Origin of the sequence: Methylobacter tundripaludum SV96, assembly GCF_000190755.2 — a bacterium.
In the GTDB taxonomy this organism is placed as follows: Bacteria; Pseudomonadota; Gammaproteobacteria; order Methylococcales; family Methylomonadaceae; genus Methylobacter_A; species Methylobacter_A tundripaludum.
In genome coordinates this window covers 192,570-215,716 of record NZ_JH109154.1, presented here as the reverse complement: position 1 = coordinate 215,716, position 23,147 = coordinate 192,570, and the positions used below count along the sequence as shown (strand labels likewise).

The 23,147-nt window shown below is 45.8% G+C and carries 25 protein-coding genes; 19 read left to right on the top strand and 6 right to left on the bottom strand.

Annotated elements, in window-relative coordinates; genetic code table 11:
• Positions 1-21 precede the first annotated feature (21 nt).
• The 5 genes from METTU_RS20740 (at position 22) to METTU_RS25005 (ending at position 3,355) form a co-directional block, all read left to right on the top strand.
• Positions 22-519, top strand: coding sequence for an arsenate reductase ArsC (locus METTU_RS20740; RefSeq protein ID WP_006894008.1), 498 nt, complete (start codon positions 22-24; stop codon positions 517-519).
• A 48-nt stretch (positions 520-567) separates the two neighbouring features.
• Positions 568-1,011, top strand: a complete 444-nt coding sequence (locus METTU_RS20735) for an ArsI/CadI family heavy metal resistance metalloenzyme (RefSeq protein WP_006894007.1) — start codon at positions 568-570, stop codon at positions 1,009-1,011.
• 68 nt (positions 1,012-1,079) lie between these two features.
• Positions 1,080-2,162, top strand: a complete 1,083-nt coding sequence (gene arsB / locus METTU_RS20730; protein ID WP_006894005.1) for an ACR3 family arsenite efflux transporter — start codon at positions 1,080-1,082, stop codon at positions 2,160-2,162.
• 13 nt (positions 2,163-2,175) lie between these two features.
• Positions 2,176-3,063, top strand: coding sequence for a class I SAM-dependent methyltransferase (locus METTU_RS20725; protein ID WP_254258133.1), 888 nt, complete (start codon positions 2,176-2,178; stop codon positions 3,061-3,063).
• 145 nt (positions 3,064-3,208) lie between these two features.
• The gene (locus METTU_RS25005; protein WP_150107939.1) at positions 3,209-3,355 is read left to right on the top strand and encodes a Tn3 family transposase; all 147 of its coding nucleotides are present in this window, start codon (positions 3,209-3,211) and stop codon (positions 3,353-3,355) included.
• 114 nt (positions 3,356-3,469) lie between these two features.
• Here METTU_RS25005 and METTU_RS24760 read toward each other — a convergent pair whose 3' ends face one another.
• From METTU_RS24760 to METTU_RS20705, 4 genes are all read right to left on the bottom strand, one after another.
• Complete coding sequence (locus METTU_RS24760) at positions 3,470-4,513, bottom strand: (5-formylfuran-3-yl)methyl phosphate synthase (RefSeq protein WP_006893996.1); 1,044 nt, start codon at positions 4,511-4,513, stop codon at positions 3,470-3,472.
• Positions 4,510-5,181: a DUF447 domain-containing protein gene (locus METTU_RS20715; protein ID WP_006893992.1), complete on the bottom strand. Its 672-nt coding sequence runs from the start codon at positions 5,179-5,181 to the stop codon at positions 4,510-4,512. The genes METTU_RS24760 and METTU_RS20715 overlap by 4 nt, the downstream gene beginning before the upstream one ends.
• 173 nt (positions 5,182-5,354) lie before the next feature.
• Positions 5,355-6,743, bottom strand: a complete 1,389-nt coding sequence (locus METTU_RS20710) for a DUF6513 domain-containing protein (protein WP_006893991.1) — start codon at positions 6,741-6,743, stop codon at positions 5,355-5,357.
• The gene (locus METTU_RS20705) at positions 6,740-7,276 is read right to left on the bottom strand and encodes a flavoprotein (protein WP_006893990.1); all 537 of its coding nucleotides are present in this window, start codon (positions 7,274-7,276) and stop codon (positions 6,740-6,742) included. The genes METTU_RS20710 and METTU_RS20705 overlap by 4 nt, the downstream gene beginning before the upstream one ends.
• 80 nt (positions 7,277-7,356) lie before the next feature.
• Between METTU_RS20705 and folP the strand changes: the two genes are divergently transcribed.
• Positions 7,357-8,268: a dihydropteroate synthase gene (folP, locus tag METTU_RS20700; protein ID WP_006893989.1), complete on the top strand. Its 912-nt coding sequence runs from the start codon at positions 7,357-7,359 to the stop codon at positions 8,266-8,268.
• A gap of 53 nt (positions 8,269-8,321) precedes the next feature.
• Here folP and METTU_RS20695 read toward each other — a convergent pair whose 3' ends face one another.
• Positions 8,322-8,555 carry a hypothetical protein gene (locus METTU_RS20695; protein ID WP_006893988.1) on the bottom strand — a complete coding sequence of 78 codons (234 nt, stop codon included), beginning with the start codon at positions 8,553-8,555 and terminating at the stop codon, positions 8,322-8,324.
• 635 nt (positions 8,556-9,190) lie between these two features.
• On the opposite strand from METTU_RS20695, the gene METTU_RS20690 reads away from it, so the two are divergent.
• The 10 genes from METTU_RS20690 (at position 9,191) to METTU_RS20645 (ending at position 19,690) form a co-directional block, all read left to right on the top strand.
• Positions 9,191-9,601: a putative toxin-antitoxin system toxin component, PIN family gene (locus METTU_RS20690; RefSeq protein WP_006893987.1), complete on the top strand. Its 411-nt coding sequence runs from the start codon at positions 9,191-9,193 to the stop codon at positions 9,599-9,601.
• Positions 9,601-9,837, top strand: a complete 237-nt coding sequence (locus METTU_RS20685; protein WP_006893986.1) for a YlcI/YnfO family protein — start codon at positions 9,601-9,603, stop codon at positions 9,835-9,837. Before METTU_RS20690 ends, METTU_RS20685 begins: the two co-directional genes overlap by 1 nt.
• Before the next feature lie 177 nt (positions 9,838-10,014).
• A complete protein-coding gene (locus METTU_RS24755; protein WP_006893981.1) occupies positions 10,015-12,681 on the top strand; it encodes a class I SAM-dependent DNA methyltransferase in 2,667 nt (888 codons plus the stop codon).
• Positions 12,682-12,684: 3 nt separating this feature from the next.
• Entirely contained in the window at positions 12,685-12,978 is a 294-nt protein-coding gene (locus METTU_RS20675) for a BrnT family toxin (protein WP_006893980.1), read from the top strand.
• Positions 12,975-13,184: a hypothetical protein gene (locus tag METTU_RS20670; protein ID WP_006893979.1), complete on the top strand. Its 210-nt coding sequence runs from the start codon at positions 12,975-12,977 to the stop codon at positions 13,182-13,184. Before METTU_RS20675 ends, METTU_RS20670 begins: the two co-directional genes overlap by 4 nt.
• Positions 13,185-13,190: 6 nt before the next feature.
• The gene (locus tag METTU_RS20665) at positions 13,191-15,131 is read left to right on the top strand and encodes a DEAD/DEAH box helicase (protein ID WP_006893977.1); all 1,941 of its coding nucleotides are present in this window, start codon (positions 13,191-13,193) and stop codon (positions 15,129-15,131) included.
• Positions 15,128-16,324, top strand: a complete 1,197-nt coding sequence (locus METTU_RS20660; protein ID WP_006893976.1) for a GIY-YIG nuclease family protein — start codon at positions 15,128-15,130, stop codon at positions 16,322-16,324. Before METTU_RS20665 ends, METTU_RS20660 begins: the two co-directional genes overlap by 4 nt.
• Before the next feature lie 82 nt (positions 16,325-16,406).
• Positions 16,407-16,904, top strand: a complete 498-nt coding sequence (locus METTU_RS20655; RefSeq protein WP_006893974.1) for an acyl-CoA thioesterase — start codon at positions 16,407-16,409, stop codon at positions 16,902-16,904.
• 3 nt (positions 16,905-16,907) lie between these two features.
• On the top strand, positions 16,908-19,139 hold the full coding sequence (parC, locus tag METTU_RS20650; RefSeq protein ID WP_006893973.1) for a DNA topoisomerase IV subunit A: 2,232 nt from the start codon (positions 16,908-16,910) through the stop codon (positions 19,137-19,139).
• Positions 19,140-19,195: 56 nt separating this feature from the next.
• Entirely contained in the window at positions 19,196-19,690 is a 495-nt protein-coding gene (locus tag METTU_RS20645; RefSeq protein WP_006893971.1) for a Crp/Fnr family transcriptional regulator, read from the top strand.
• A gap of 12 nt (positions 19,691-19,702) precedes the next feature.
• On the opposite strand, the gene METTU_RS20640 is transcribed toward METTU_RS20645, so the two are convergent.
• The gene (locus tag METTU_RS20640) at positions 19,703-20,122 is read right to left on the bottom strand and encodes a protein YgfX (RefSeq protein WP_006893969.1); all 420 of its coding nucleotides are present in this window, start codon (positions 20,120-20,122) and stop codon (positions 19,703-19,705) included.
• A gap of 134 nt (positions 20,123-20,256) precedes the next feature.
• Here METTU_RS20640 and ygfZ point away from each other — a divergent pair, with 134 nt between their 5' ends.
• From ygfZ to METTU_RS20625, 3 genes are read left to right on the top strand one after another with little or no spacing between them, the layout of a single operon-like run.
• Entirely contained in the window at positions 20,257-21,237 is a 981-nt protein-coding gene (gene ygfZ, locus METTU_RS20635) for a CAF17-like 4Fe-4S cluster assembly/insertion protein YgfZ (RefSeq protein ID WP_006893967.1), read from the top strand.
• Between the two features lie 37 nt (positions 21,238-21,274).
• Positions 21,275-22,117, top strand: coding sequence for an HDOD domain-containing protein (locus METTU_RS20630; protein WP_006893966.1), 843 nt, complete (start codon positions 21,275-21,277; stop codon positions 22,115-22,117).
• A gap of 14 nt (positions 22,118-22,131) precedes the next feature.
• On the top strand, positions 22,132-23,100 hold the full coding sequence (locus METTU_RS20625; RefSeq protein ID WP_006893961.1) for a COX15/CtaA family protein: 969 nt from the start codon (positions 22,132-22,134) through the stop codon (positions 23,098-23,100).
• The last annotated feature ends 47 nt before the right edge of the window (positions 23,101-23,147 follow it).

Sequence of the window (23,147 nt, the reverse complement as noted above, 5' to 3'; positions counted from 1 at the left end):
GGCTCCATTCCGAGCGATGAAATGTCAGAAAAAGTCTACAACGTTCTGTTCGTTTGTACCTGGAATTCGGCTCGCAGCATTATGGCTGAAGCCATTCTCAACCAGATGGGTAACGGACGATTTCGAGCGTTTAGTGCCGGCAGCCACCCCATCGGTGAAGTCAATCCAATGACACTCACCCTGCTGCAAAGCCTCAATCACGATACAAAGACATTACGCAGTAAACATTGGGATGAATTTATGGTTGCCGACGCACCTCGGCTGGACTTCATTTTCACGGTTTGCGACAAAGCGGCCGGGGAGCCTTGCCCACTTTGGCCAGGAAAACCGATACGTTCACATTGGGATGTCGTTGATCCGGCGAGGTTCTTTATCAACGAAGATAGGCAACAAAAATCTTTCTTTGATACTTACTTACAGCTCAAACGCCGCATATCGCTATTTTGCAGCGTACCCATAATCCAATTGGATGCGATGGCTATTCAGCAATATTTGAACGACATTGAACGTGTCATTTAAAGCGGTCAGCCTGCAAATTTTATTGATCAACTTACCGGGGCATTCACGATGAAACGATTCCATATTCATATCGCTGTCGACAATTTTGAGCAGAACATTCGTTTCTACAGCGCCTTATTTCAAGCGGAACCGAACGTTCGCGAAACCGATTACGCCAAATGGATGCTGGACGATCCGCGCATCAACTTTGCCATCTCCAATCGCGGGCGCAAGCCAGGGCTGGATCATTTAGGCATTCAAGTCGAATCCGATATGGAGCTGGAAGCCGTACAACAAGGATTGACTTCTGCGGCGTTACCGATTGTCGAACAAAAGCAGGCCGGCTGCTGTTATGCGCAGTCCGATAAATACTGGACAGTCGATCCACAAGGTATCGCCTGGGAAGCCTTCCATTCGTTACAAGCTATTCCGATGTTTGGGGAAGATGAAGTCATACAGCTTGAGCCTGTCTCGACCTGCTGTAAGCCATCAAAGGACAATACAACCTGTTAAACGGCTTTTAGAATGATGATGCCTTCACACATTAAGTTGATCTCCGATAATATTTCCAGGAAACCACGATGAACTCACCTAACTGCCCCAATCCCCGCTTATCCTTTCTTGATCGCTACCTGACACTATGGATTTTTACAGCGATGGCGGTCGGTGTCGGTATCGGCTTTGCTTTTCCGGCCGAAGTTAACGGTTTTAATAATGCGGTTTCGGTCGGCACTACCAATATTCCGATTGCCATCGGCTTGATTCTGATGATGTACCCGCCTCTAGCCAAAGTGCATTATGAGGAACTGGGCGATGTGTTTCATGATTGGCGGATATTGTCGATATCGTTGTTACAAAACTGGATTATCGGTCCGGTATTGATGTTCGTACTGGCTATCGTTTTCTTGCGCGATTACCCTGAATACATGACCGGTTTGATCTTGATTGGACTGGCTCGCTGCATTGCCATGGTGATAGTCTGGAATGAGCTAGCGCGTGGTGATAACGAGTATGCCGCCGGGTTGGTGGCCTTTAACAGCGTGTTCCAAGTGCTGTTTTACAGTGTTTATGCCTGGTTATTCATCACCGTGTTGCCTCCGTTATTCGGCATGCAGGGCAGCTTGGTGGCTATCACCATCGGCGAAATTGCCCAAAGCGTATTCATTTATCTGGGCATTCCCTTCATTGCCGGCTTCACCACCCGTTTTGTGTTGGTCAAAGCCAAAGGCAAGGACTGGTATCACCAGCGCTTCGTACCGAAAATAAGCCCATTGACGCTGATCGCACTGTTGTTCACTATCGTGGTGATGTTCTCGCTAAAAGGCGATTTGATCGTGCAATTACCGATGGACGTGGTACGCATTGCTATTCCGCTGTTGATTTATTTCGTGGTGATGTTTTTGATCAGCTTTCTGATGGGCAAATCCATCGGCGCAGATTATGGCAAGACCACCACGCTGGCCTTTACCGCCGCCAGCAATAATTTCGAGTTGGCGATAGCGGTGGCGGTAGCTGTATTCGGCATCAACAGCGGTGCGGCGTTTGCGACCGTAATCGGGCCATTGATCGAAGTGCCGGTGATGATTGCGCTGGTGAATGTGGCGCTTTTCTTCAGGAGAAGAATTTATGCAGTGCGGCAAAAACCAATCAACCTTGACCCATAAAGGAAGATCAACCATGACCGAGTCATCGGAAATCGAAATTTTAGGAACCGCCTGCCAAATGAGCCCACAACTGGAAGCCAATGCCAAGGCCGCTATGGCCTACAACGCCGCAGCCGATCACTTCGATCACCCAGTCAGCTCCTTTTGGCATCGCTTCGGCCTGCGGACTGTCGAAAGGATCGGTCTGCGATCGGGCGAACGAGTACTGGATGTTTGTTCCGGCAGTGGAGGATCTGCATTACCCGCAGCGGGAATCGTCGGGCCGGACGGGCATGTCATTGCTGCCGATCTTGCCGAACGTCTGATTGATCTGGCCAGAGCCAAGGCCGAAGCCAGAAGCTTGGAAAACATCGAATTCCGCGTCGGCGACATGCTGGCTCTGGGCTATCCCGATGACAGCTTCGATGCCGTGGTGTGCGTCTTCGGTATTTTCTTCGTTCCAGACATGACCGAGGCGGTCAGGGAGTTATGGCGCATGGTGAAACCCGGCGGTCGGCTGGCCATTACCACTTGGGGACCGAATTTATTCGAGCCGGCCAACGGCGCGTTCTGGGATGCCATCCACATCGAGCGCCCCGATCTGCATCGTGGGTTCAATCCCTGGGATCGCATTTCGGAACCGGACGGTCTCAGAAAAATGCTTGCGGAAGCCAATGTGTGTACCGTCGACATTTTGGCCGAAGCTGGAACGCATCCTCTGAATTCGCCGGATGACTGGTGGAAAATCGCCATGGGTAGCGGCTACCGAGGAACGCTTGAGCAACTGGATACGGATACCTTGGATCGTGTGCGCCAAGGAAATCTGGCACGTCTTGTTAAAGAACAGGTGAATATAATTGAGACGAACGTCATTTACGCGGTAGCAACGAAAGAAGTTAATCAGGCAATTGTTGAGGGTTGAAGCCTGATGGAGTGAAAATGCGCCTTATAAACATTTAAGGCGATCCATTTTTAGCTTTAACACCTAATTATATAGTCGGCGGTGAGTGAAGGCGTTAGCAACACGTGTAACATCCACAACACGGGACATAGGTGACTGAATAACAATGAGTCGAGTGTTGAAAAAATTACAGAACGACGGGGTGTTGATCAATCAAGAAATTCTGTCGAGCCTTGGACCATACCGCCTGGAGCATATCAACCGCTTCGGTGACTATACGTGCTCGACTTCAAACGGAAGGTTGAATTATTAAATGATGATTTCAGGATTCTTAATTTATAATCATAGGCTTAAGTATTATTTTTGATGATTTTATATGAATCCCGGCCGCCCCTCTATTTCGAGTGAAAACGAGGTTAAATATCGTCTATTGCAGATTTAGCAGCGCCATCAATTGTTCTTCATCAATCGGTCGGGTTAAGCAGTAATCAAATCCGGCATCCAGCGCTCCGGTTTTTTGATTGTCGACAGCAAAAGTGCTGATAGCGGCAGTTTTTAAGGGGTTATGCTGTTTTCTCAGGATTCTCACCATCTCCAATCCTGACATGATCGGCATGCTGAGATCGATAAGCGCGAATTTATAGTGATTTTCGCTGATGAATTGCAGGGCTTCCGCACCGTCAGCGGCGGCGTCGACGGTGTAGCCGTTCAGTTCAAGCATGTTGGCCAATATTAACCGGTTTATTTCACTATCATCGGCAATCAAAATACGGTTTTCGGTATTTTCCGCCTGATGATGCTCTATAGCTTGTTTTATCTGCATAATTGACGACCTGTTTAATTGTGCTGTTCTGTTGTGATCCAGACATAATGCGCCTCTAAAACCCAGGTAATTCGGCTGGTAAGGCATCAATTCGGCGATGTCGTCCAGCCTGAGCGAGCCGGCCAGTCCGCAGAGCATAGACCGGTCTTTTGCCAGTCTGACAAATTGCGCTATGTCGACCTTTGTCATGACTTGAGTCAATGACCCGTTTTTTTTGTTCATGGTATCGAGCATTACGCCCTTAAAACCGACATTTTTTAATGAGTCTATGACGGCGAAGTCAGGTTGGGTATCGGCGAACAATACCGCGATCAAGGCAAGATTTTGTTGTGTTAATGCGGCTAGTTTTTCTAGGGTTCCCTGCCAGTCGCCACCGGGAAAAAAGCCGATTTTTATATAATCGACGCCGGTTTCGGCCATGGCTTTGACGGCCTGATAAACAATCTCCGGCTGCATCGGCAGGTCGCCAACGGTTGCGCTGACGGGACAGCGACCGCCAATTGCATTAACAATGTTTTTGACAAGGTCGGTTTCCAACGCGCCCAAAGCGCCTAAAGCCGGTTGTTTTAGGTCGACAATATCGACATTCGCACTTAATGCCTGCAAGGCTTCTTCTACGCTGTTAACGCTGGCAAGCATTCCGGTCATGAGCTGATCCCGGCTTTTGCCGCGCCAGTTCCCAGCAGGTTTCCGGCATACACACCCTCCTTGGCGATATGGTTTTCAATGACGGTCATCAGCCAACCCCAGGCTTCCAGCTCCCGGTCTCCGGCTGTTTTCTCCAGGCCGATACGCAGATAGTCGATTTCGGCTTGTATTTTTTCCAGCGGGATCATGTTCAACCGGCTGATTAAAATCGCCGCTTCCAGCACCGAATATTGGGCGCGGTTAAAGCCTCTAAAGGGCGCATGGTTGGCGGTATGTACGGCTTTGCAGAATAATTTGGGCCGGGTCTCGTCGTCTTCAACGCGAACCAGTTCTACTTCGGTATGTGCCAAGGCGCAGGCAAGCACTTGGCCGTTGATTTTCTCAGCCGATTTTAACGGCCAGTCGCGCCGCCCGGTCAGGCATCCGGCAAACACCCTAACATCGTCGCAATAATTGATGACTGCGGTTTTGCTTTCCAGCAGGTTATTGAGTGTTGTGGAAGGACGGAACGGCAGGATGATAAATTCATCTTGCGCTTCGGCTGCCGCGCCAGCTCCCGGCTGGCTTGCGGCATACACACCATCCTTGGCGATAATGTGTATGCCCATCGGAGCAATATGCGCCACGCCCGAGCTGTTTTGTGTGATGACTATGGTTTCTTGAATCATTAGTAATTTCTTATTAAAACAGGTAAATCAAAAAATGATTAAAAAAGTATCACCACGAAGGCACGAAGAACACGAAGTTTTATTTCTTCGTGTCTTCGTGGTGAATAAAAAGCTTTTAATCACCTGTTTAGCAGCAGTTGGTTCCGCCTGTGGGTAATGAAAGGATGCAATCATTAGTGCTTTTTTAAGGTTGTTCCGGCCGGTTTAAAGGTGTGCAGGTCAACGGTGGGTTCTGCGGTGTCGGTTGCGCAGCCCCATTGTAAAGTTTGATCCTGGGTGTAGCGTTTGCCCAATTGCCAGGCTATTTCAGCGCGCGCCAATTCAACGCCCAGATAAAAAGCATGACCGCCGTCATTTTCAACATGCAGCTTCGGAAACAGGTCGAACGGATCGGTGGCGCTGTGCAGGCCGTCGCGGTTGAAAATATGCACCCCTTCGGCGCTGATTTGAACGCGGTAACTGGGGTCCTTGATTTGCCCGGCCAGCTCCTTGATTTCTTCCAAACTATAAGGGAAGGGCGAGGTTTCATGTAAAGCCATTAAACCGGGGTCGATATGCTTGGGCAGCATGTCGTGTTCTTTCGCCGCAAACATGATGCGGCGGGCCAGATCGGCTTCCTTGACCGCCCGGCAGGCATGTTTACTGACTTCGGTTGCCAAAATGCTGTTGATGTTAAGTTCCGAGCAGATGCCCAGCAGCAAGGCGTTCATGCCCATCGTGTCGGCATGGGTCAGTTCGGTGATGTTGCCGACCCCCAGCATCATTTCAATATCGGGATGGTTCTTCCTGACTTCATGGTAACGCACGATGGATTGCGTGAAACCGAAGTGCAGCGGATCCAAAATCGGATCGACGATAAAGCTGCGGTTTTTTGCCTGCATGATGTTGATGGCTCTATCCAGTGAGACCAAATCTTCATGTTTTTCCGGGATTAAAATCGGCGTCGCCGCGACTTCATCGGCAACCCACAAGGTGCTTTCGTGCAGGCTGAGCATGTAATCGGCACCCGCTTTGCCGCCCCTGAGCAAATCGTCCGCTTCCAGCGAATCGATGCTGACGGTAAAGCCTTCTTGTTTCAGGGTGCGGATGATGTCTTCCATGTGCGGAAAATCGGTGCTCGGCAGACAGCCTATGTCGATCACATCCGCGCCGTTTTGTTTGTAGTAATAGGCGCGCTTGACCACTTCTTCAACGCTGACATTGGGCGCATCAACGATTTCTGCAAAGATTTTGACGCTGTAGCGGCTTAAATCAATCTTGTGCGCGGCTTGGCCGAAAAACATCGGCAAGTCTTTGAGTTCGTCCGGGCCGCGTTCAATCGGTAGGCCCAAGTCTTTGGACAAGGCTTCCAAATCGCCGCGGCAGCGTCCGGGCACCAGTATGCGGTCAGCGCCGAAGGTGTCGGTCAAGCGGCGGCCGATCATGTCTGCGGTCATCAGCGCCGCGACTTTAAGCCCCAGCTGATGCACGGTATAGGTGAATTTCGGCTGCATTTTTTCCAGGATATTATGCAGCTGTTTTTCCGCCAGTTTGCCGGTAAGAAAGAGGATGTGTTCGCTCATGTTAACGATTTAAGCCGTTCTTTAACTGTAATAATCAGTTCGTCGACACTTTCAACGACGGTGGTGTATTCGAAATCGCGTAATTTGGCGGTGCCTTCCAGATCGATTTTACGCGGATAAACCATGACTTTTCCGCCCGGCGCAGTGGTTTCCATTTCCGGTGCTATGTCGCAAGGATAAACGATGCTGGGAACCTTGCATTTTCCGGCTTGGGAATAAAGATTGGTCACCAGCGAATCGGCTATGCCCAGCACGCATTTGGCAACCGTATTCGAGGTGGTCGGCGCCATGACAAAGGTATGGTAATAGCCCTTGTAAAAATGCCCAACCGGCGGCGCTGATGCGGTTTTGTCGCGGTACACCGGCATTTTTTTGCGGATGTCGTCGAGGCTGATGCCGTACATAAGCAACACTTCTTCTCCGGCCAGACTTAAATATAAATCGACATTATCCTGTGTCAGCAGGAAGTCCAGGCATTCTTCTATATAATGACCGGAGCCGGTAATGGCCCAGGCTAATCGTGGTTTATCCATTAAATTCAATCAGAGTCGAAAACATTTCGTTATTATACATGAATCAAAACATCGATCTTGCGCACAGGAGCTTTTAGGGAATGATCAGTCAATTCAATCGCCGAACCGGTTCCGGTAGTCACACCCTCCTTGGCGATCGCCACGCCAGTTCCAGACTGGCTTGTGGCATACACACCATCCTTGACGATAAACCGCTGATTATGGGAATTTTAAATGTTACGCCGGATAGTTTTTCCGATGGCGGTAAATTCTCAGGCCTTGATGAGGCCATACAGCAGGTTGAACTGATGCTGTCCGAAGGCGTGGATATTATCGACATAGGCGGCGAATCAACCCGTCCCGGATCTGATTCGGTTGCGGCCGGCGAACAGATTCGGCGTGTCGTTCCGGTGATTGAGGCCATCAGGCAGCAATTGAACAGCGATGTTTTAATCAGTATCGATACGACCTTAAGCGAGGTCGCCAAAGCGGCGCTGGATGCCGGAGCCGATATTATCAACGATGTTTCCGGGGGCAGGGATGATGCGGCTATCCTGACGCTGGCTGCCCAAACCGGTGTGCCGATAATTTTGATGCACAGCCAGGGGATGCCAAAAACCATGCAGGACAATCCGCATTATGAAAATGTGGTGCAGGAAGTGCTTGATGTCCTGAATGAAAGTATTGAGGCAGCATTAAAGGCAGGGGTTAAAAAAGAAGCGATTGCGATCGATCCGGGCATAGGCTTTGCCAAGCGCAAACAGGATAATATCGCTTTGCTGGCGCACCTTGATAAGTTGGTGTCCACGGGTTTTCCGGTGCTGTTGGGTACCAGTCGCAAGCGCTTTATGGGGACGATTTGCGATGTCACCGAACCCTCGGAACTGGTTACCGCCACCGCAGTGACCACGGCTTTAGGCGTGATGGCGGGCGTGCAGATGTTTCGGGTGCATGATGTTAAGGAAAACCGGCAGGCGGCCGATGTGGCTTGGGCGATTAAACAGAGCAGATAGGGTGGGCAGGTTTTTCTGCCCACCGTTTACAACTATTCCCTATTTATCAGGTTTCACTTATAGTCACTTTGACTGCTTAGGCCTGGATGAGGCTCTCCTACAGGGCGATAATCTCCCTCAGATAAATAGGTAAGTAACATCGGTAGTAATACAAGAATGGATAAAATCAGCACTACGCCGCCGATGGATATTAAAAGCGTCTTAACGTTCCCTGCAATATTTTCTACAGGATCATCTGAATCCGTTGAAGACTGGGGTTGGTTGTTTTGGTCGTCTTGGTTTGACATGATAATCTCCCGATAACTGATTGAAAGAAAAATGAAATACCACCACATATTTGAAGCTGGCTATTGTTATGCTAGTCCCCTCGTGAATTTCCTGCAACTTTATTAACACGGCATTGAGGCTTTAAAACAACAACTTAAAAGCGTTGTGAGGCTTCAGAATCATGTCAACGAGAAACAATCATCAGTAATCCGTTCTACCCTTACGCATTAACTTAAGGCATAAAATCACGAATAACGGCATCTATGAGGGGGGCGATTTAGCCTAAGGATTTGGTTGAAAATAACTTCCCGAAACCACTATTTTCGATCGTCGAGCCGTTCGTGCTGAGCTTGTCGAAGGATGATCGGCTTGACGCGGTAGGCCGAAATTTTCCCGCTCACCCTTCGACAAGCTCAGGGCGAACGGAAAAATTTCACTCAATCCATATCGGGAAGTTATTACTGACCATATCCTAAGTGCCGACGTTGGGTTACGTCGGTCCAAGATGAATGAATCCGGCATTCATGCCATCGTAGACGGAATCGTCCTGTAGCAACAGTACCATTCAATTAAACAGCCATGAGATAAACTCCCTTTTACACCTCAAAAAACAGCCGATTGCTACAATAATATTTTATATGATACTGTATGTGGTATGAGTGAAATTATTATGGATACCAATATCTTGTGTTCCGGGCTATATTCGGCGAGCGGGGCATCCTTTAAAATATTGGAGCATCTTGCTGCGGGACGTATTCGGCTGGCATTATCGACGCCTTTATTGTTTGAATATGAAGATGTCCTCAAGCGCAATCAAACGAAGTTGAATTTGCTGGATGAAGATATAGATGTTGTTTTGGATAATCTCTGTGCTTTTAGTCGATTTCAGAAAGTATATTTTTTATGGAGGCCTTACTTGCCTGATGCCAAGGATGATTTGGTGCTGGAATTGGCGGTGGCTGCAAAGGTTAAAACCGTCGTCACCCACAATTTAAAAGATTTTGTGGGTATTGATAAGTTTGGTGTTGAAGCCATTGTTCCTAAAACTTTATTGGAGCGTTTGTAATGAGTGCATTAAGCCTGCGTTTACCGGATTCTGTTCATCGGCATATTAAAGAACTCGCTCGGCAAGAAGGGGTGTCCATTAATCAGTTTATCTCCAGTGCGGTTGCCGAAAAGGTCTCGGCTATAGCAACGGAAGATTATTTGCAGCAACGTGCGCAACGAGCTGATAAACCGGCTTTTCAACGCTTGTTGGCTAGGGTTCCAGAGCGTGAAGTGCTTTCTGGTGATGAGTTGTGACCAAGTTCCGTAGGGCGCAATAGCAGCTTTATCGCGTATTGCGCCGAATGATAACCTTGCGTCGCGCTATTACGCCCTACAGACTGCGTCTTACCGAGTTTTTGTTCCACACAAAAATCGCGTATTGCCCAAAGGTTTTGCCAAAAAAACCAATAAGCCTTAAAAATTAATCAATTTATGAACACTGAAAAATTAGAAAGCAATCTCAAAGCACTGGTAACCAATCTTAACCAAGAAACGTTTATCTATGATTTGCTAATGGCTTATGAATTACCTAAGGCTGCTGTTACGCGCTTGCAAAAAGGCGATTACAATATTTCTAAAATTCCGGGTGAAATTCTATGGAAAAAGAAGCTTTTTTTCAAAAAGGAAACGGATGCCGATTTACATCACCTCATCGATAGATTACGCATAGCCCCCGCCATTACTAAGCAACACCCTCGGTTTATTGTCGTCACTGATTTTCAAACCCTGTTATCAGTGGATACCAAGACGGGTGACACGCTGGATATTTCAATCTCGGAGTTAGCAAAGCATTATGACTTCTTTTTACCGTGGGCGGGATTAGAGAAGGCGCAATTCCAAAGTGAGAACCCTGCTGATGTTAAAGCGGCAGAGCGTATGGGGCGGCTGTATGACATTATTTTAGAAGACAACCCTACAGAAGAAAAAGACCAGCTACATGCGCTCAATATCTTTCTTTCCCGATTATTGTTTTGCTTCTTTGCTGAAGATACGGGGATTTTTCAAGACAACCAGTTCACCAACGCCTTAGCTTCTCATACTGCCGATGATGGCAGTGATTTGCAGACCTATTTACACAAGCTGTTTGCCGTACTCAACTTGAGCGAGAGGCCGAACTATCCGCAGTTTTTGCAAGACTTCCCTTATGTTAATGGCGGACTGTTTGCAGACGATTACCCCATTCCAACATTCAGTGCGAAATCAAGAAAGATTATTATTGAATGCGGCACACTTGACTGGAAAGAAATAAATCCGGATATTTTTGGTTCGATGATTCAAGCGGTGGTGCATAACGACCAGCGCAGTAGTTTAGGTATGCACTACACCTCAGTGACTAATATCATGAAAGTCATTGAGCCACTTTTTCTTAATGACCTGCGTGAGGCATTGGAAAAAGCGGAAGATGATGAGAAAAAACTCATCAAACTCTTAGGGCGACTCTATAACCTACGCATCTTTGACCCCGCTTGTGGATCGGGTAATTTTTTGATTATCGCTTACAAGGAGTTGTGTAAGTTGGAAATCAATATCTTTAGGCAATTACAACAGATTAATGCCTTAAACTGGGGGCATGCTGTTTCAGGATTGCAACTTAATCAATTTTACGGCATTGAGTTAGATGACTTTGCCCATGAAACGGCAAAACTTTCCTTGTGGTTAACGGCGCACCAAATGAACCTTGCTTTTAAAGAAGTGTTTGGAGAAACTCGCCCGACTTTGCCATTGCAAGATAGTGGTAATATTACTTGCGGTAATGCCACACGGTTAGATTGGGAAGAGGTATGCCCAAAAACTGATCTGAAAGGCAATAAGTATGAAGTGTATATTTTGGGAAACCCACCTTATTTGGGTTCAAGTCTGCAAGATGAAAAGCAGAAAGCAGAAATGGATAATCTTTTTAGCGACTTTAAGAGCTATAAAAACTTGGATTATATTGCGTGCTGGTTTTTTAAGGGAGCTAACTATATAAGAAATTCAAATCTCAAATTAGGATTTGTATCAACGAATTCTATTTGTCAAGGAGAGCAGGTTGCACTCTTGTGGCCGTATGTTTTTAAGCATGAATTGGAAATATTTTTCACCCATCAATCTTTCAAATGGACAAATAATGCCAAGGGAAAAGCTGGCGTTACCGTTGTGATTATTGGATTGAGGAATAGAGATATTGCTCCGAAATATATTTGGAGAGGTGGTTTGCGTGGTTCTACAAAAAACATTAGTCCATATCTCACAGAGGGAGAAAATATTTTCCTATCAAGAATAAGTAAGCCAATCAGTAAAATACCAATAATGATAAGGGGAAGCACCCCTACAGATGATGGAAATCTTATTCTTTCTAAGGATGAAAAGAATGCTCTGTTAATGCAGCATCCAGAAAGCTCAGTATTTATAAAGAAACTTGTTGGATCAAATGAATTTATTAATGGTATAGAACGCTGGTGTTTGTGGATTGAGGATGAACAACTTGATGCTGCTTTGATGATTCCAGAAATTAAAATTAGGTTAGATAAAATTTCAGCCTTTAGAAATAAAAGTAAAGCTAAATGTACGGTTGCATTTTCAGAGTTTCCAAACAGATTCAAACAATCACAACATAAAAATAAACCATGTATATTGGTGCCAAGAGTTGCTTCTGAAAAAAGGCAATATATTACCTGTGGCTTTTTAGAAGAAGGGACTATTATTCTGGACTCAGCACAGGCTGTATATGGTGCAGAGCCTTATATTTTAGGAATAATAAATTCATATATTCATTGTGTTTGGGTGAAAGCGACATCTGGTAGATTAAAAAGTGACATTAGATATTCATCTGCTCTCTGCTACAACACCTTCCCCTTTCCAGAAATAACAGAAGCACAAAAAAACACTTTAGAAAGCCATGTTTTCAAAGTTCTTGACGAACGTGAATTGCATCCTGAAAAGACCATGGCGCAGCTCTATGATCCAGATAAAATGCCAGAAGGCTTACGCCAAGCACATCATGAGATGGATTTAGCTATAGAGCAGTGTTATCGCCCACAATCGTTTAAAACCGATGAAGAACGCTTAGAGTATTTATTTGCACTCTATGAAAAAATGATTGAAGCCGAGGGCAAATAAGCCATGCAGTATCATTTTGAATGGGATCCGGTTAAAGCTAAAACCAATTTACAAAAGCATGGCGTCAGTTTTGAGGAAGCGGCTGAAATATTTCTTGATCCTTTACAATTATCTATGCCGGATGAACATAGTGAATTGGAAGAACGATGGATTACTTTGGGAAATACCCAAGCACAGCAATTACGTTTAGTGGTGCATACTTTTATGACTTATCACCAAGACCAAGTCACCATACGCATTATTTCTGCAAGACCTGCGACACGACATGAACAAAAACACTATGAGGGTTCATTATGAAAGACGAATATGATTTTTCCAATGCCGAACGCGGGCGTTTTTATCGCCCTGACACGCAATTAAATATCCCGGTTTATTTAGATCAAGATGTTGAAAGCTGGTTTGCCGAGAAGGCAAAAATGAAAGGCGTTAATATGCAATCTTTAATTAATGAATTATTGCGTAAGGATATATCGCTAATACAAGAAGTCACCGGCAAAGGATAAACTTTAATGCCCAATCTTGTCGATGTTACCTATGCGCAAACAGGTGAAAGCACATCTACCAATAATATGGGGATGCGCGAAATGCAAGCTTGCGCTTATGCTGAACGGAATGCGCAATATCTATTGCTAAAAGCGCCGCCTGCTTCGGGAAAGTCTCGTGCCTTGATGTTTCTGGGTTTAGATAAACTGTTTAATCAAGGTTTGAAAAAAGTCATTGTTGCTGTTCCAGAACGATCCATTGGCGCGTCTTTTGATTGTACTAACCTGACTGATTACGGATTTTTTGCCGATTGGGATTTCAATACTGATTATAATCTTTGCACTCCTGGCGGCGAGACCAGCAAGGTGGGTGCGTTTAAAAATTTCCTCAATGACGATAATGAGACCATTTTAATCTGTACCCACGCAACATTACGTTTTGCGTTCGATGCAGTTGATGAATCGGTATTTAATAACACGCTGTTAGCAATAGATGAGTTTCATCATGTCTCGGCTGATGTTGATAATCGCTTGGGTGAAGTGCTGCGGTCTATCATCAATAATACCACCGCACATATTATTGCTATGACGGGTTCTTATTTTCGTGGCGATAGCATCCCGGTGCTATTACCTGAAGATGAGGCGAGATTTACCAAGGTCACCTATAACTATTATCAGCAGCTCAATGGTTATACGCATTTAAAAACACTGGGGATTGGTTATCACTTTTATCAAGGTCGATATTTGAGTGCCATTAAGGAGGTGCTTGATACGGATAAGAAAACCATTCTGCATATCCCTAATGTCAATGCAGGGGAATCGACCAAAGATAAACATAATGAAGTTGATACTATTCTTGACGGTATTGGCACTGTAACGCATCAAGACCCGGATTCAGGCGTTATTTTTGTAAAACGTCATGATGATGGAAGAATCATTAAAATTGCTGATTTGGTAAACGATAACCCAAAAGATAGGGATAAGATTGTTGCCTATTTGCGCCAAATGAACGATGTCGATGGTATGGATTTAATCATTGCCTTGGGTATGGCAAAGGAGGGCTTTGATTGGCCTTTTTGCGAACATGCCCTCACTGTCGGCTATCGAGGTTCCCTCACTGAGATTATTCAGATTATTGGACGTGCAACGCGTGACAGCAACAATAAAACACATGCACAATTTACTAATCTAATCGCACAGCCTGATGCAGCGGACGATCAAGTAAAGCTATCGGTTAATAACATGCTCAAGGCAATCACTGTTTCATTGCTTATGGAACAGGTGTTGGCACCCAATTTCAAATTTAAAACCAAGCGATTTGATGATGAAGAGGATGAAATAGGCACTATCAAAATTCGTGGCTTTAAAGAACCCAGTTCAAAACGGGTAAAGGATATTGTTGAGTCTGACCTGAATGACTTAAAAGCCGCTATCTTGCAAGACCCTAAGATTCTTCAAGCATTACCGGGTGAATTTATTGATCCTGAGGTAATTAACAAAGTAATGATCCCCAAAATCATCCAAACCAAGTACCCTGATTTGAGTGCTGATGAGATAGAAGAAATCCGTCAGCATGTGGTGGTTGATTCGGTTATTAAAAATGGCGAGATTAAGGAAGTCGGTAATCAACGCTTTGTGAGGATGGCAGGGAAATTTGTCAATATAGAGGACTTGCATATTGATTTGATCGATAAAGTTAATCCATTTCAAAAAGCCTTTGAAGTATTGTCCAAATCAGTTACCGCAAAATTATTAAAAGTAATCCAAGAGACAATCGATGCCGGGCGCATCAAAATGACCGATGAAGAAGCGGTTATTCTTTATCGGGATAAGATTGGCGGTTTTGTTAAAACCCACGGTAGAGAGCCAAATATTAACGCAGCAGACCCATTAGAAAGAAGAATGGCGGAGGCTTTGATCTATCTCAGAAATAAAAAACGGCAGCAAGCAAGTGAAAGTCCTGAGTGATTGATTTTGTTAATGAATTAGAGTCTATTTTAGCGAGTGATCCATTAGGCTTATTAGATTCAAAACCTAAAGTATCGTCGGTCATGAGTGCTGATGATCGATTACTTGCGTCATTCGAGGAAATTAATGTTTTTGTAAAAGAGCATGGGAAGGAGCCGGAAGCAAGCCGGGATATGAATGAACGAAAACTGTATAGCCGATTAAAAGGTTTGCGGGAAGACACAGTAAAAGCGGCGGCATTAATGGAATTTGATACGTTTAATTTATTTGCTGGCGTGAAAATGCCGGTAGCGAAGGAAATCAATACGATTGATGATGTACTGCTAGATGATGTGCTTGGGCTGCTGGGTGATAGTATATTGGATGAATCTGATCCCAATGATATTTTTAAGCTTAGGAATGTACCTAAAAAATTAGATATGCCGGAGCAGATTGCCCGCAGAGAACCTTGTAAAGATTTTGATGCTTATGAACATCTTTTTAAGCAATGTCATATTGATTTAGTCTCAGGGGAGAATAAACTCAGGCCGTTCACAGGAGAGCAACAAATAGCTGTTGGTCATTTCTTTATTTTGAATGGCGTTATGGTTTATGTCGCTGAGGTCGGTGATAGGGAAAAGAAGCGAGGAAAAGTAAACGCTAGGCTACGGTGCATTTTTGAGAATGGAACGGAATCTAATATGCTGCTTCGTTCATTGGCAACAGAGCTTTATAAAGATGAAAATGGTCGCCGTGTTATTAAAGCTTGTGAAGATTTTTTTTCTGAATCCGAACAGGTTACAGCTGAAGACAAGGCAACAGGATGCATTTATATATTACGATCTTTAAGTGAAGATACTAAAATCAAAGAGATTGAAAGTCTATATAAGGTTGGCTTTTCAAGCCAACCTGTTAAACAGCGAATCAAGAATGCGGCGCAAGAACCTACCTATTTGATGGCGGATGTGAAATTGCTCAGTGAATTTCAGACGTATAACCTAAACCCGCAAAAACTGGAATTACTGCTGCATACATTCTTTGCTGAGTCTTGTTTAAATATTGATGTTTTTGATAGTGAAAGCAAGCGACATACCCCGCGAGAATGGTTTATAGCGCCATTGCATGCCATTGAAACAGCCGTTAAGCTTTTAATTAATGGAGAAATTATTAATTATCGTTATGACAATAATAATCAGGAAATAATTGAAAAATGAGTAAGCGAATGGGTACGACTGTATGCGTTGCGCTACCTCCTGCATCCTTGTAGCCGTACCCATCCTACGAACTGAGAGTTTAATGACCAAACAAGAAAAATCGCTAACGATGACGGTATTGATGACGCCGGATATGGCCAATTTTTCCGGCAACGTTCACGGCGGTTCTTTATTGAAATTGCTGGATCAGGTGGCTTATGCCTGCGCGGCAAAATATTGTAAAAAATACGTGGTGACAGCGGCGCTCGATCAGGTGTTCTTTAAGCAACAGGTCAACGTCGGCGAGCTGGTTACCTTTTATGCGCATGTCAATTATGTCGGCCATTCATCGATGGAAATCGGGGTCAAGGTTTTTGCCGAGGATTTAAGAACCGACCAAAAAAGGCATACGACGTCCTGCTATTTTACGATGGTGGCGATGGATGAACACGGACAAACTGTGGAAGTACCGAGATTACAACTGGATAACGATGTGGAAATAAGACTTTACCAAGCGGCAGAAATGCGCAAAAAAATACGCCAGGAAAGCCTGGAGAAAAATCGTGCCATGCATGTGGAGTTATTAAAGGATGAGCTGTAATTTATGATTATGCAGGGAAATTTTGAACAACTGCCGTTAAAGGATTTTGCCGAAAAAGCCTATTTGGATTATTCCATGTATGTGATTTTGGACCGGGCTTTGCCGAATATCGCCGATGGCTTAAAACCGGTGCAACGGCGTATTGTTTACGCGATGTCCGAGCTGGGTTTGACGGCGACGGCCAAGTTTAAAAAATCGGCCAGAACCGTCGGCGACGTGTTGGGTAAATATCATCCGCACGGCGATTCCGCCTGCTATGAAGCGATGGTGTTGATGGCGCAGGATTTTTCCTACCGCTATCCGTTGGTTGACGGGCAGGGCAACTGGGGGTCGCCGGACGATCCCAAATCCTTTGCCGCAATGCGTTACACCGAATCGCGCCTGACCGCTTATGCGCAAACCTTGTTAAGCGAGTTGGGGCAGGGTACGGTCGACTGGGCGGATAATTTCGACGCGACGCTGAAAGAGCCGGTGTTACTGCCTGCGCGACTGCCGAATATCTTGCTGAACGGCACCATGGGCATTGCGGTCGGCATGGCGACCGATATACCGCCGCATAATCTGCGGGAAGTCGCCAATGCCTGCATCCAGCTATTGGATGATCCGAACAGTACGCTGGACATGCTGTTTACCCATATCAAGGGACCCGATTACCCGACCGATGCGGAAATCATCACCTCGGCTGAGGATATACAAAAAATGTATGTCAGCGGCGGCGGCTCGATAAAAATGCGCGCCAAATACGAGCAGGAAGACGGCAATATCGTCATCACCGCGCTGCCGCATCAGGTTTCCGGCGCTAAATTGCTGGAGCAGATAGCCGCGCAAATGCTGGCGAAAAAGCTGCCGATGATTGAAGACTTGCGCGATGAATCGGATCATGAAAATCCGACCCGTTTGCTGGTGATTCCACGCTCAAAACGGATCGATGCGGATGAGGTGATGTCGCATCTGTTTGCGACGACCGATCTGGAAAAAAGCTATCGCGTCAACATGAATATGATCGGCTTGGACGGAAGGCCCAAGGTTAAAGGGCTGAGAGACATCCTGGTCGAATGGCTGGCGTTTCGTACCGAAACCGTGCGAAAACGTTTGCAATACCGGCTGGACAAAGTGTTGGCGCGTTTGCATATTTTGGATGGCTTGCTGATTGCTTATCTGAATATCGATGAAGTCATCGCGATTATTCGCAGTGAAGACCATCCCAAACCGGTGCTGATGGAGCGTTTCGGTATCACCGATATTCAGACCGAAGCGATACTGGAATTAAAGTTACGGCATCTGGCCAAGCTCGAAGAGATGAAGATTCGCGGCGAGCAGGACGAATTGGAACTGGAACGCGCCGCGCTGGAAAAAACGCTGGGTTCGCCGCGCTTGCTAAACCGCTTGATCCGAAAAGAGCTCGAACGCGATGCGGAGAAATACGGCGATGACCGCCGCTCGCCGATTGTTGCCAGGGATGCGGCGCAGGCGCTGGAAACAACGGCGTTAATAACCAACGAACCATTAACCGTTATTTTGTCGGAAAAAGGCTGGATCAGGGCGGCAAAGGGCCATGATATTGATGTTGCCAGTCTAAATTATCGTTCCGGCGACGGCTTCCTGGATGCGGTCAAATGCCGGACCACGCAGCCGGTTTATATCCTCGATTCCACCGGCCGCGCTTACAGCACCGCTACACACGATCTGCCGTCGGCCAGGACTCAGGGAGAGCCGTTGACCGGGCGACTTAATCCGCCGCCGGGTTCGTTGTTCTTGCATCTTCTGGCGGGGCAACCGGACGACTGGTATGTGCTTGCCAGCCATTTCGGTTATGGATTCCGGGTTCAGCTTAAAGAATTATTGAGTAAAAACAAGGCCGGTAAGCTGCTGATCACACTGCCGGATGGCGCCAAAGTATTAAAGCCCACGCCGATACGTAGTGAAGCTGATTCGCTTGCGGTGGTGACTTTGCAAGGCCGCTTGCTGATTTTTCCTGTAGCGGAGCTGCCCGCTTTGGCGAAAGGCAAAGGCAACAAGCTGATTCAAATCCCGACCGCCGATCTGACCGCTGGAAAAGATTATGTGATTGCGGCGGTGGCGCTGCCTGAAAACGGCCAGTTGAAAATCATTGCCGGTAAACGGCAGTTGACACTGAAAGGCGCGGATGTTGAACATTATTCCGCCGGTCGCGCCAAACGAGGCTTGGCATTGCCCAGAGGCTTTCAGCGGGTTGATGGTTTGGAGTGTGAGTGATGGATGCGAAATTGACCGGTTTGTTAAATAATTGCTTGTAGTAGAGACATACGACCTTGGAAAATTTAATTAAAGAAATAGTCAATGATCCAAAGTTTATTCAAGGGGTCGCTTGGAAACGTTGGCATTTTCATGCTGATGAAACCATCGTTAAGGAAGGCGATGTGGCCAAGTCGCTGTTCTTCATTGAAAACGGTCAATTACGGGTATCTGTGCATGTGGAGCTGGAAGAACGCCGAAACATAAAAACGGGTGTCGGCGACTTGGGAAAGGGAGACCTTTTTGGCGATACTTGTCTGCATGAGTCGTCGGTACGAACCGCTTCCGTTATAGCCGTTACCGATGGCTGTTTACTGGAAATCAATGGGGAAAGACTTGGCGAGTATCTGGACGCCCATCCCAATAAAGGCTATTCGTTTTACAAAAAGTTATTTGAAATACTTTTTAAACGGTTGAGTAATGGAAATCGCAGGATTGAATATCTCTTGGCTTGGGGGCTTAGGACGCGGCGTTCTTCTGAAAAATCAATTCCAATCTTCCGAAAAATTTAGCAGGGTTTGCGCTTATTTTTTATTAGTCGTTTTCAGTCTAACGATAAGACGCCGATAATCGTCCTCACTTAAGGCATCGTTTACTATAAGCACGGATTGCTTACGTGCATTGTCGGTAAAATGCAGAAATATCGCGAATATAGTGATGACCGTTGAATTCAGGATTTGCACCGATTTAAAGTCATTGCCGCTGGATATTTCCCAGCCTAATGCTTCGGACTGTTTGATTTCATGTCGTTCGCTTTTTAAGCGCTTAATCATAAACAGAAGATGTATGAAAATCCCGGTCAACAATGCTAATTTAATGGCAATCGGTAACGCATTGGCGATGCTTGCCGCCAATGCCAGCACATGCATAATAACCAGCAACTGCTTTAATCGTTTGGATGGTTTAAGCTCCACCGACAACGAGGGTTCGTGTTTTTTGGGCAAGTTGGGCGCTCCTTATTTTTCCCCGTTGATAATACGTGTATTTCAATGCAATACAAATCATCACATAGGTTTTTTGTCTTTGTTCAAACAGCGATATAATCGGGATACTTTAAAAATCCATTATTTGTTTATTGATGAACCCTAATTGGAAAAACTTCCTGCTTTCTGAAAACGCACTATTTGACAACGATACCGACATCGTTTTTCCATCGCCTGAGCGTGAAGGCAATAAGCGCATTTACCCCATTGCACATCTGGGTGTTTTGACGATTGCAGGAAGCGATGCGGCAAAATTTTTACAGGGACAAATCACCTGCAATATTAACGATATAACCGATGCTAAAAGCAGTCTGGGGGCATTATGCAATCCTAAGGGTCGGGCGATTACCACTTTCTTACTGGTTAAAAATGCCGATGATTTTTTGATGATTCTGCCCCAAGAGTTACTGGCATCAGTCAAGAAAAGACTACAGATGTACGTGTTGCGATCAAAGGTAACCTTAACCGACAGCTCGGATGCGTTATGTCTAATCGGCTTGTACGATGAGGCATCGCAACCCGGCGAAGTACCGGAACAGCGCTTTGCAACAAGCAGCCAGGAAAATATCGTTGTTAATCTTCAGAACCGCAATTTGATTATTGCGGGGGCTGATAATGCTCAGGGGCTCTGGGAAAAACAGGTTAAGCTAGGCTTCCAGCCGGAAGATTCAGCACAATGGCGCTATCTCGATATAATTTCGGGGATTCCCTGGCTTACTGCAGAAACATCGGAAGAGTTTATTCCGCAAATGCTTAATCTGGATAAGTTGGGTGGCATTAGTTTCAACAAGGGCTGTTATACCGGTCAGGAAATTGTTGCCAGGACTCATTATCTTGGCAAGGCAAAAAGGGAAATGTTTCTCGCTGAATGCGACGCCTTGGCAACTCCCGAGCCTAATTCAACAATCATTGATGACAGCGCCGGCACGGAACAAAGTGTGGGTAAGGTGCTGTATGCGCAAAATGGACAAAATACTTGCAAAATGCTTGTCATCCTGCAAATTTCCGACACAAACGCTTATAATCTTAGGCTCAAAAATCATAACCAAGATAAACTTACATTATTAACCATGTGATTTTAGTGCGTATTATTTATCGAGGGATGCAGCAATAATGCAATTTACTTCCGTTCAGGACTTTCTTGATCATGTTCAATTAGAACTTGATGCGAATCGTCTTGTTTTGCCTACACTACCCGATATTGCCTTAAAGGTTAAGAATGCCGTTACTGATGGCGACATATCGGCGAAGGAGTTGGCTGATATGATAGTGACCGATGCCGCGCTATCGACGCAAATTATTCGTGTAGCGAATAGCCCTGTGTACCGTGGCGCATCTGAAATCAATAACATACAAATGGCCGTTTCAAGGTTGGGTAACAATACGATTCGTAGTTTGGTTACCAGTCTGGTAATGAAACAGATGTTTCGCCCCTCATCAAAACTGTTGGAAAGTTTGTTCAGGAGAACCTGGGAACAAAGCGTTAATGTTTCAGCCATCAGTCGGGCTCTTTGTGCGTTTGTTCCCCATCTTAATTCCGACGAGGCCATGCTGGCAGGCCTTATTCATCAAATAGGTAAACTGCCTATATTAATGCTGGTTGAGAATATTCCGGAGTTTAGGGATAGCCCGACAAGAATGGAAAAGCTGCTGGAAAAAGCGCATCCCGCCGTAGGGAAATTGATTATGGATGCTTGGGACTTTCCGGCAAATTTAAAGCCCGTAGCGTCCGAATATGTTAATTTCCGATATGACTCAGGACCTAAGGCAGATTATGTCGATGTGGTACAAGTTGCATTTTTGCAAAGCATAGCGGGAACCGATCATCCTGCATGCCGGGTTGATTGTTCTGCCGTCCCTTCATTTACCAAGCTCGGATTTCCCGCTAACACTGAAATACTGGAAATTGAGGGTATTTCAGATGAAATTGAAATTGCCCGAAGCATGCTCTCCTAAAAACGTTTAATACTATGATTAATACTGAAGCCGCCGCACATTTTCGCCGATTAGGCACAATTACAATTTTCGCCGTTTATTTTGTCATCCTTGTCGGGGGAATCGTAAGGGCTTCCGGTTCAGGCATGGGCTGTCCCGACTGGCCGACTTGCTTTGGACAGTGGGTGCCGCCAACGGATGAATCCCAGTTACCCGCTAATTATCATGAGATTTATGCACAACGCGGTTATGAAAATACCCAGTTTAACCCGGTAAAAACCTGGACCGAGTACACCAATCGACTGGTTGGTGTGACGATTGGCTTTTTGATTTTACTGACGGCTTGGTCATCACGTATTTATCTTAAATCTGACAAAACCATTTTTTATTTGGCGGTCAGCGTGTTTTTCCTGGTCGGTTTTCAAGGGTGGCTGGGTTCTACCGTTGTGGCAAGTAATCTCAAGCCCTTGATGATCACTTTGCACATGTTGTTGGCTTTGTTCATAGTCGCATTGCTTATTTATACGATTGCTCGTTCGCAACGAGATGTCATCGCCCGGATTGATATTCGGGCGCTGCCGGACAAATTCAAAACCGTGTTAATCGCGGCAATGATTATGACGCTGTTGCAAGTGGCTATGGGGACTCAGGTCAGGGAAGCCGTCGATTTCATTGCTCATAATCATACTTATATTGAGCGCCAATACTGGCGTGACGACTTTCCGGTCATTTTTTACATACACAGATCCTTTTCCTCGATTATTTTATTTACCAATCTTTGGTTGGCCTGGAAAATTGTCCGGTCTGTCGATAAAAAAAGCCTGTTGCGGCGTATCGGTTTATCCCTGGCCGCGCTGGTGGTCACGGCCATTCTTGCAGGCATTAGCCTTGATAGATTGGGTATGCCGCCAGTTGCCCAGCCGATTCATCTGTTGATGGCTAATCTCATTTTCGGTGCGCAGTTTTTCCTGTTCAGTTGCCTGAATTACGCGGCAAAAAAATAGCTTTAACCGGATGTCTTTCGAATTGCTAGATTAATTAATGCACCACG